Source organism: Burkholderia sp. Bp9140 (assembly GCF_003853425.1).
Taxonomy (GTDB): domain Bacteria; phylum Pseudomonadota; class Gammaproteobacteria; order Burkholderiales; family Burkholderiaceae; genus Burkholderia.
In genome coordinates this window covers 39,654-49,343 of record NZ_QTPQ01000053.1, presented here as the reverse complement: position 1 = coordinate 49,343, position 9,690 = coordinate 39,654, and the positions used below count along the sequence as shown (strand labels likewise).

The window sequence follows — 9,690 nt, the reverse complement described above, 5'->3', positions numbered from 1 at the left end:
TACGAGATCGCGGAGTTGCCGAATCCGTGCGGGTCGAAGAGTTTCATGCGGCACCCAGCTGTTTCTGCACGAGCTGGAAATACATGCCCTGGAGGGCGACCAGCTCGTCGTGCGAGCCCTGTTCGACGATCGCGCCTTCGTACAGGACGAGGATCTTGTCGGCACGCATGATGGTGCTGAGCCGGTGCGCGATGATCACCGCCGTGCGCCCTTGCAGGATTTCGTGCATGTTCGCGAGAATGTTGCTCTCCGACTGCGTGTCGAGCGACGATGTCGCCTCGTCGAACACGAGCAGGCGCGGGTCGTGATACAGCGCGCGCGCGATGCAGAGCCGCTGGATCTGGCCGCCCGACAGGCCGACGCCGCGCTCGCCCACCACCTGCTCGTAGCCGAGCGGCAGTTTGCTGATGAATGCATGCGCGTCGGCCATCCGGGCGACCTCCTCCATGCGGCGCCAGTCGGGACTCGCGTCGCCACATGCGATGTTCTCGGCAATCGATCCGGAGAAGACCAGATTGGACTGCATCACGTAACCGATCTGCGCACGGTAGCAGGCCTTGTCGATCGCGCTCATGTCGTATCCGTCGACCACGATCTTGCCGTCCGTGGGCGCATAGAATCCCACGAGCAGCTTCGCCAGCGTGGTTTTTCCCGAACCGCTGCGCCCGACGATGGCCACCATCTCGCCACGCTTGATCGTGCAGTTGATGTTCTCGAGCACGTAGGGCGTTTCGTTGCCGCCGTAGCGGAAATACACGCCGTCGAAGCCGATGTCGCCCTGCAGGTCGGGCAGCAGCACGCGTGAGGCCAGTTCGGACGGCCGCTGCTCGGGCTCGATGTCGAGGACGTCGCCGAGCCGCTCCATCGCCACCGCCGCGTCGTTCATCAGGCTCCACATGCCGACGAGTCCCATCAGCGGCGCCAGCACGCTGCCCATGAACGCATTGAAGGCGATCAGTTGCCCGATGCTGAGTTCATGCGCGAGCACGAGGTTCGCACCGACCCACAGGATCACGATGGTGGTCGCCGCATTCAGCAACTGGCTGCCCAGCGCCACCAGGATATTGAATGACTGCGCACGGTACTGGACGTCGAGCGCCTTCGCATACTTGCGCTCCCACTTCAGCCGGACCGACCGCTCGATGCCCATGCCCTTCACGGTCTCGACGCCGCCGAGCGTCTCCATCAGCAGCGACTTCGCGTCGGTGGACGCGGCAAACATCTCGCGCGCATAGCCTTTCAGCCTGGGCGTCGCGAGCGCCGTGAGCACCATGATCGGAATCACGAAGGCGATCAGCACCAGCGTCATCTTCACGTTGTACAGAAACATGATCGTGAAGTAGATGAAGATCATCAGAAGATTGAGCGCGGTGGTGACGGTGGACTCCGTCAGGAACGCCCGGATCGTCTGGTTCTCCTGGAAGCGCGCGAACACGTCCCCGCTCTTGCGGCGCGCGAAAAACGAGTAAGGCAGCGACATCGTATGCTGATAGAACTGCGACATCATCGCGAAGTCGAGACTGCGCACCATGAAGTTGGAAAGATGCGCGCGGATCGTGGTCATCAACTGGGTAAACACGTGCGAAATGACGAGCCCGGCAATCAGCAGGTGCAGCAGGTTGACGTTCTGGTGCACGACTACCCCATCCAGGATGCTCTGGATGATGAGCGGCGGTATGACGCCCAGCACCTGGATCACGAACGTCGCCAGGAACAGATGCGCGAGGATCTTCCGGTAAGGGCGCAGATAGCCGATGAAGCGCACCCATGGCGAACGTGACTCGGCCGGCGCCGCGGCCGGCCCGCTCGCGGTAAACAGCAGGCAGGTGCCGCTCCAGCCGCGCTCGAACGCCTCGACGCTCAGCTTCCTGAAGCCGAGCGCCGGATCGGCGATACGCACCCACGACTTCGACACGCCGTACACGACGACGTAGTGGTATCCCTCCCAGTGCACGATGAACGGCAGGTCGAACCCGAGCAGCGCCTCGTACGTGCACTGCACGCCGCGCGTCGCGAAGCCGACCGCCTCGCCGGTGCGCGCGAGACTGTCGAGCGTCGCGCCCTGCGTCGTCACGTTCGCGAGATCGCGCAGCTTGCCAAGCGTCATCGCGACGCCGTAGTGACGGCAGATCATCGCGAGGCACGCCGCCCCGCAATCCATTTCCTCCGCCTGCTCGACCAGCACGAAACGCTTGATCATGCGCTCGCCGAACGCGGCGTCGGCGCCGATATCGATCTGCAGCGGGTGGCGGCGCCGTTCGGCGAGTTTCTTCTGCCGCGTCAGTTCCTGCTCGCCGAAACGGATGCGCTCCTCGAGCACCTCGCGCAATTTCGGGTTGCGCTCGAGCATGAAGTGCACGGTCTTTTCCGGAATGACGAGCAGGCGCGTATCGGTGACGGCGGTGACGGTCGCCGCCTGCTCCTGCCGCAGCAGGCACGCGCGCTCGCCGAAGATCTCGCCTGCGCCGAGCGTCGCGAGCGGATAGTCGTTGCCGCCCTCGTGGCACGACACGCTCACCTCGCCCTGGCGCACGACATACAGCCGGAGGTCGCCGCCCGGCCCCTGCCGGACGATCTCCTTGCCGGCCGGCACGCGCTTCACGCCGACGCTCGACACGTACTCCTCGAGTTCGGCGCGCGTCAGCTTGCCGCGCAGGTCGAACAGCCGCGTCACGAAACCGCCGGCCGAGCTGATCGCGACATAGCTCGTCACGAACGACTGCGCGGCGGGATTGTCGCGCAGGATCGGCTCGATCGCGCTGCGCGGGATGCACAGCACCTCGGTCTTCGTCGACGCGCGCACCGACACCTCGTGCCAGTAGTCGCGCAGCATCGCCATTTCACCGAACACTTCGCGTTCCTTGCGCACGCCGACGCTGGTTTCCTTGCCGCGCTCGTCGGCGATCAGGCGCACGGAACCGAAGCGCAGCACATACAGGCCCTCGGCCGGTTCACCGCGATTGCAGACGGTGTCGCCGAACGCGTAGGTGCGCACCTGCGCATGGGCGGCCATGCGATCGAGTTCGTCGGGCGAGAAGAGCGACAGCGGCTCCACCGACGCGAGAAACGCCGCGAGTGACGGGGTGCTGGCCGGGGCGGGGGCTTGTGCGTCCATCGATGCGATTCTCCGTGATCAACGTGCCTCGATGATGTGTTCCTGCGCGCGCTCGGCGAGCCACTCCTCGCGCAGCAGGCGGCGCACCTCCGACGCGACGTCGGCGTCGAGCGCGGCCGGATGCTTCGCGGTCACCGAGAAGATTTCGAAGAACGAGCCGTCGGGCGCCGCGAACGGCCCGAGCAGGTCGCCCACGTGCGCGTTGAACACCTTGGCCTCGATATCCGTCTTCAGCGAGCCGCGCAGCACCTTGCCGATCACGCCGCCACGCTCGCTCGTGTCGGCGATCGAATGCTCGCGCGCCATGTCGCCGAAGCAGCTCGGGTCGTCCTCCAGGATCGCCATCATTTCGCGTGCCTTGCCTTCCGAATCCAGCACGACGTGGCTGACCTCGATGCTGTCGAACTTCGGCGAATTGAGCTTGAAGTACGCTTCGACGGCCGCATCGCTGCACACCGTGTCGAGCGTCTTTTCCTGGTACAGCGTGTCGGTGATGAAGCGCTCGAACTCGTCGAGACTCACGCCGAGCACGTCCAGGTAGCGGTTCATGTCCGCGGCGCGGTGCAGGCCGCGCACGCGGCGAAACTGGTCGGCACGCTCCTGGATTTCCTCCGGCGTCACCTGCATGCCCATCTTCCGCGCCGCGATCACCGTCAGCCGGTCGCGAACCTGCTGTTCGACGAGGCCCTCGAACTGCCCGGTGAGCTTCAGCACGCGGATGAAGTCGTCGGTGCCGATCACCTCGTCGTCGATACGCACTATTGCCGTCATCTCGTTCCCCTTGATCCTGTAAGCGGCGATCGTCCTGATTCGCCGCCGGTGCCTCGCGTCCCCGCTTGCCTGCATTCCGCGACGCCGTGTCAGTCCACCTCAGCCCGCGATCTGCCTGAACGGGTCCAGCGCGAACCCGATCAGGCGGCGCTCGCGCACCACGATTTCCGCCGTGGCCGTCATCCCGTAGCGCAGCGGGTATTTCGTGCCGGCAATCGTGTACGCGTTGCGCACGAGCGCCACGCGGCCTTCGTAGACGGGTTCCTTCGTCTGCGCCTGCGGCTTCGTCGCCGGCGAGATGTATTCGAGCGTGCCGTCGATCACGCCGTAGCGCTGATACGGAAACGCATTGAACTTGAGCTTCACGGCCAGGCCTTCATGAAGGAACGCGCGGTCCTGCTCCGCGATCGCGACCTTCACCACCGGCCGCGCATCGGACGGCGCGATGCTGCCGAGCGGGGTGTTGGCGAGAATCTTGTCGCCCGGCTGCGTCGTGGTCACATCGGTGATCACGCCGGAGACCGGCGCCAGCACGAGCAGAAAATTGTCCTTGTCGATGTTCTCGAAGCGGATCCGCGCGGCGGCATCGGCTGCGAGGCGCGCCGTCTGCACCTGCAGGCGCAGCTTCTCTTCGGTGTTCGCGATGTCGCGCACGGTCGCGTCGTACTGGATGCGCAGCCCGGTCAGCGTCTCGCCGCTGCCTTCGAGTTGCGCCTTCGCCTGCGCGAACTCGTGGCTCTGCTGCGCCTCGAGCTGCGTGAGCCGCGCCTGCGCGACGCGGTAGCTGTCCTGGGCCTGCAGGTACGCGCTGCGCTTCTGCTCCACCTGGCTCTGCGACACGCCGCCGCCGCCCGGCAGCGCGAACAGGCGCGCGTACTTGTCCTGTTCGTCCTTCGCGAGATCGAGCGCGTGGCGGGCGTTGTCGATATTGCTGCGCGCTTCGTCGATCTGCGCACGCTGCGATTGCGCGAGCTTGCTGGTGCCTTCGGCAATGCGGTTCTGGTGCAGGTGCTCCTCGACCTCGATCTGTTGCTTCAGTGCGTCCGCCTTGCGCTCCATCAGCTGCTTCTTGTCCGGAAACTGCTTCCATTCGCGCTCCGCGTCGTCGAGCTTGAGGCGCGCATCGAGCGCGTTGGTCGCCGCCTCGATCGCGCCGCGCGCGTTGATCCGGCCGATCACGTCGTTCTTTTCGACCGGCTGACCTTCGGCGATATAGATGTCCACCAGCTCGCCGTCGACGGGCGCGTAGATGCGGCGCACCTCGGACTCCGGCGCGAGCGCTCCCTGCGCGGTCACGATGACGTCGGCGCGGCCGACGAACGACCACAGGAGTGCACACACGACGAGCCCTGCCAGCGCGATGATGGTCGCCTGCGTGAGCCGCCACGGCCGCGCCGTCAGGATCGCGATCCCTTCGGCGCTGTGATCCTCCAGCGCCTCGCCCAGCGAACGTGGCGGCTCCGGCGACGGCGCCTGCCGCGCGCGCTTAAGGAGACTGTCGAGCTTCACCGCGCCCTCCCGACGAAGCGAGCCGTTCCAGCGTCGCGACATGTGCAGCGAATTGCGGCGTCGCGAAGCGGAACTGCTTGAGGCGATCCAGCACGGCCGGCCCATGCCCGGCCCGCGCGTCGCTCTCGAACTGCAGGTACTGCTGCAGATCGGCACGCACGGCGTCGAGGCCGCCGAGGCGCGGATAGCGCTGCTCGTTATCGGCAAGCAGCGCCGGGAGACCGTCGAGCCGGTCGTCGTCGAGCGCCGACGCGATCGCGCGCTGCAACCGCTCGAGCGCCGCCACATAGACGGAGTTGTCGCTTTGCAGCCGGCGCAGCTGACTGAGCGCGTCGGCATACAGCACGCTGAACGCCGGAACGTATGACGAAATCCGGTCGAGCTGCCGCTGATGCGCGCCCGGGTCGTCGTTCCAGCGGCCGGTCAATGCCTTGATCGGCGCTTCGTCGCGATAGATGCGGATCGGTGCTTCCGCCCCGCCGTGCCCGGCCACGAACGCCTGCAACTCGCCGATCCACGCAACTTCCTCGACGAGCGGCCGTGCGTCGGCGTTATGGCGGGCCAGCGTGCGCATGTCCTGCACGACGGCATGGGCGCGGTCGAAGGCGCGCACGTTCATGGCGGCGATCCAGTCCGGTACTTTCGACCGGATGAGCGCCTCGGTACCCGGCGCGAGGAACGCCGAATCTTCCGGATGGCTCGCGAGATGGCGGTCGGCAAGTTGCGCCGCCTGCGCGGTGTCGCCGCGCGCCAGCAGCGCGTGCATCTCGCGCAGCGGCGCGTCCTGGAAATACAGCGTCGCGAGCAGCAGGACGGCCGCCGCAAGCAGCCCACCGCTCCACCAGCCGAGCCGGTGCAGGTCGATGTGCCCGCTGCCGCCGAACGCCTCGCTCAGCTCCGACAGGAAGACTTCGATCCTGGCGCGCCGGTGGCGCGCGTCATGCGCGGTTTCGGCGGCGCCATGCGCGGCGTGCGGGTTGACCTCGTCGTCCTGCTGTACGGCCGGAACCGTGCAGAAGATGTCGAGGAACGAATGCGCGGTATCGACGAAGGTCGTCCGGTCGGGGTCCGCGGCGGCCGCATTCGCGGCGGCGCCGGGCGCCGACGCGGCCGTCACGGTGGAGTCCGGCCCGGGTTCGCGCTGCACGCCGACGCGATAGACGAAATGGTCGCCGCCGAACGCGAGCATCGCGCCGTCGCCGAGCGGCGCCGCATGCTCGTCGAGGCGCCGGCCGTCGACGAACGTGCCGTTCGTGCTGCCGAGGTCTTCCACGAAGACCTCGCCGTCCTGCACGTAGATGTGCGCATGCCGGCGCGACAGGTAGTTGACCTGATGCGGATACGCGTTCCGGTAGCAGGCGAACGTGTCGTCGGTCTTGCTCACGAGGAACGGGAAGGCGGTAATGATGACCGGTTGCAGGCCGAGATCGTCGCGCTCCGGCGCCAGCGTGACCACGGCCGGCCGCGCCGGCTGACGCGTCGCGCGCGGCACGAACGCGACGCGGTACGCCAGCGCGCCGGCGAATCGCAGTTCGTCGCCGTCGCGCAGCAGGTGCGGCTTGTCGCCGACATCGACACCGTTGACGGCCGTCCCGTTCTTGCTGCCCAGATCGGCGACATAGGCCGCGCTGCCTTCAAAGAAAATGCGCGCATGCCGGCGCGACAGGTCGGCGACCAGTTCGGGCCGCGCGGACGCGAACGGTGTGTTTGTCCGCCCGACGGCGAACAGCGCCTTGTCGATCCGGATCTCGCTCAGTTCCGGATGAGAAACCGGCTTGAGCACGATGTCGAACTGCCGGTCGAGCGCGGCCTGTTTCTCGGCAATCGAAGCGACGTCTGGAACCATGATTCGACCAACGATCGACCTGCGCCCGCCAATGGGCACGCGGCGCAGGAAACGCGACGCGCTTTCGAACCACCCGTGTGACGCCGCGCCGCCAAGGCACGTGGCGGCGCGATCGTGAAAAAAGTTTAGGCGACGGATGGCGGTAGTCAATCGGCTGCTACCGATTGCGCGGCTGCGCAGGGCTGGCGTGTTCATTGCATCGCTTGCCGAACCGGCTCGCTGCTTGCATTCGAGATTTCGACCGCGCGCCAGCCGCCGCCGATCGCCTTGTAGAGCGTGACCGTGTCGCTCAGAATCTGCTGATGATTCGCGAGCAGCGCGAGTTCCGCGGACGCCACCGAGCGTTCCGATTCGAGCACCTCGAGCTGCGAAACGAGCCCTTCCTTGAGCTGCGCCTCGACCTGTGCGGCGACGGTGCGCAGACGCTCGCTCTGCTGCTGAAGCTGCACGCGCTGCTGCTTGTGCGCGTCGAGATCGACGAGCGCGTTTTCCACTTCCTTGAACGCGGTGAACACGGTCTGCCGGTACTGCTGCTCGGCGACCTTCGTCTGCGCGTCGGTCGTCTTGATGTGCGCACGCACGCTCGGGTCGAACATCGGCAGGTTGATGCTCGGCAGGAAGCTGAACGTGAATGCCTTGAAGAGATCCGACAGCGCAAACGCCGCGGTGCCGCCGCGCCCCGTCAGGCTGATCGACGGCAGTTGCGCCAGCTTCGCCGCGCCCACTTCGTCATACGATTCGAGCACGCGATACTGCGCGGCGACGACGTCCGGCCGGCGCGCGAGCAGTTGCGCGGGCAGCCCCATCGGCACGTCCGGCAGCTTGACGCGCTGCCGGAGATGGCCGGCAGGCAATCTGAATTCGCCGGCCGGCACGCCCAGCAGCGTTGCCAGCGCGTTCTCGGCGGTGTCGCGCGATCGGTGCAGTTCGATCAGCTGGTTCGCCAGCCTGTTGATCTCCGCGCCCTGCCGCAGCACTTCCGTCTGCGGCGCGACGCCGTTCGCAAACATCGACTGGTAGATCGCGAGGATCCGCCGGTTCTTGTCGAGCGTGCGCTGCTCCTGTTCGATCTGGTCGTCGAACTGGAGGATCTCGAAGTACGTGCTCGACACGTCGGCGACGAGCGTCAGGTAGCCCGCGCGCCAGTCGGCCTCGGTCGCGTGATATTCGGCCTTCTGCGCCTGCACGCCTTTCTCGACCTTGCCCCAGATGTCGATCTCCCAGTTCACCTGGCTGCCGAGGTTGTAGGTCCTCGACGGCGATTGATGCGTGTTCTTCTCGAAGTCCACGCCCGCGCCGAGGTTGGCGCTCGGCAGCGCGCCCGCCTGGACTTCGCCGACCTGCGCGCCGGCCACGCCGATGCGCGCCGCCAGCACCTTGATGTCGACGTTGCCCGCGATGGCCTTGTCGATGAGCGCGTCGAGCGTCGGATCGTCGAAGCTCTTCCACCATTCGGCATTGACCGTGTCCGACGCGGTTACGGGCCCGTGCGCGTGCGCCCACGTGGTCTTTGCCGGCATCTCCGGGCGCTGGTAGACGGGCATGTTCAGGTCCATGCAGCCGGACAGCAACGCCGCGCATGCTCCGGCGGAACCGGCGATGCGGGCCAGCGACCGCATGAGACCGCGGCAGTTGCGCGAGGCAGCCGGCGACAGGTGGGTGTTCACGATCGACTCCTTGGGAGGAACGCGGCGACGATGCGGGATCGGGCGGAGGTGTTGGTGTTCGTGCTGCAGCGTTGCACGCTCGCGTCTCATGCTGCATGGGGCGTGCCAGCTGCTCGCGGGATCCGCGGAAATGTTGCCGGATGGCTTGCCGGCGCGGGGCCGGGCGACGACGACGGCAGGTGGCGCGACGTGTGCGGGGCGCACGGATCAAGGATGCGTGATGGGTCGTCGCCGACAGTTCCGGCCCGGGATGTCGGGAATGTGCCGACACTTGCACGCGCGCGACGGGCGGCAGCGTTGCCGCCCGAAGCTCGCCCGCTCGCGCGAGCGCGCGCGACGTCACTTCACGTAGATCGTGATTTTCTTCGAGTAGATGGGGGGATTTTGCGGCACGTGATTGGCGTCGCCCATCAAGAGCTGCAGCGTGTGCTTGCCCGGCGGAAGTTCCAGCGTGGTTTCAGTCTCGCCCGCGCCGAAATGCAGGTGATTCCGGTCGGACGGAATCGGCTGGTCCATCGGCGGCAGGTCCGTATCGACCAGCAGGTGATGGTGGCCCGTGTTCGGAAACTGCACATGCGACGGCGCGACCCCCATGTCGCGCAAGCCGAACCACACCCGGAACGGACGTCCGGCCGGCAGCACCTGGCCATCGTTGGGCCATCCGATGTAGACGACGGCCTTCGGGGGATGCGTGCTGGTCTCTGCAGTCGTCGCCCCCGTCCATAGCAGCGTCACGGCAACGGCGAAGAGGATGAGCTTGTTCATGGCGGCAATTCCCGGTT

General features: G+C 66.6%; 6 protein-coding genes. All 6 read right to left on the bottom strand.

The window, feature by feature from the left end:
• Nucleotides 1-43: 43 nt before the first annotated feature.
• Nucleotides 44-3,115, bottom strand: a complete 3,072-nt coding sequence (locus DIE21_RS32835) for a peptidase domain-containing ABC transporter (protein ID WP_124501576.1) — start codon at nt 3,113-3,115, stop codon at nt 44-46.
• Between the two features lie 18 nt (nt 3,116-3,133).
• On the bottom strand, nt 3,134-3,886 hold the full coding sequence (locus DIE21_RS32830) for a peptidylprolyl isomerase (RefSeq protein WP_124501575.1): 753 nt from the start codon (nt 3,884-3,886) through the stop codon (nt 3,134-3,136).
• Nucleotides 3,887-3,985: 99 nt separating this feature from the next.
• Nucleotides 3,986-5,395 (bottom strand): HlyD family efflux transporter periplasmic adaptor subunit, encoded by a 1,410-nt coding sequence (locus DIE21_RS32825; RefSeq protein ID WP_124501574.1) that lies wholly within the window; start codon nt 5,393-5,395, stop codon nt 3,986-3,988.
• The gene (locus DIE21_RS38205) at nt 5,373-7,241 is read right to left on the bottom strand and encodes an FHA domain-containing protein (protein WP_124501573.1); all 1,869 of its coding nucleotides are present in this window, start codon (nt 7,239-7,241) and stop codon (nt 5,373-5,375) included. The genes DIE21_RS32825 and DIE21_RS38205 overlap by 23 nt, the downstream gene beginning before the upstream one ends.
• Before the next feature lie 191 nt (nt 7,242-7,432).
• A complete protein-coding gene (locus DIE21_RS32815) occupies nt 7,433-8,860 on the bottom strand; it encodes an efflux transporter outer membrane subunit (RefSeq protein ID WP_124501579.1) in 1,428 nt (475 codons plus the stop codon).
• A gap of 387 nt (nt 8,861-9,247) precedes the next feature.
• Nucleotides 9,248-9,673, bottom strand: coding sequence for a DUF4399 domain-containing protein (locus tag DIE21_RS32810; RefSeq protein WP_124501572.1), 426 nt, complete (start codon nt 9,671-9,673; stop codon nt 9,248-9,250).
• Nucleotides 9,674-9,690 lie beyond the last annotated feature (17 nt).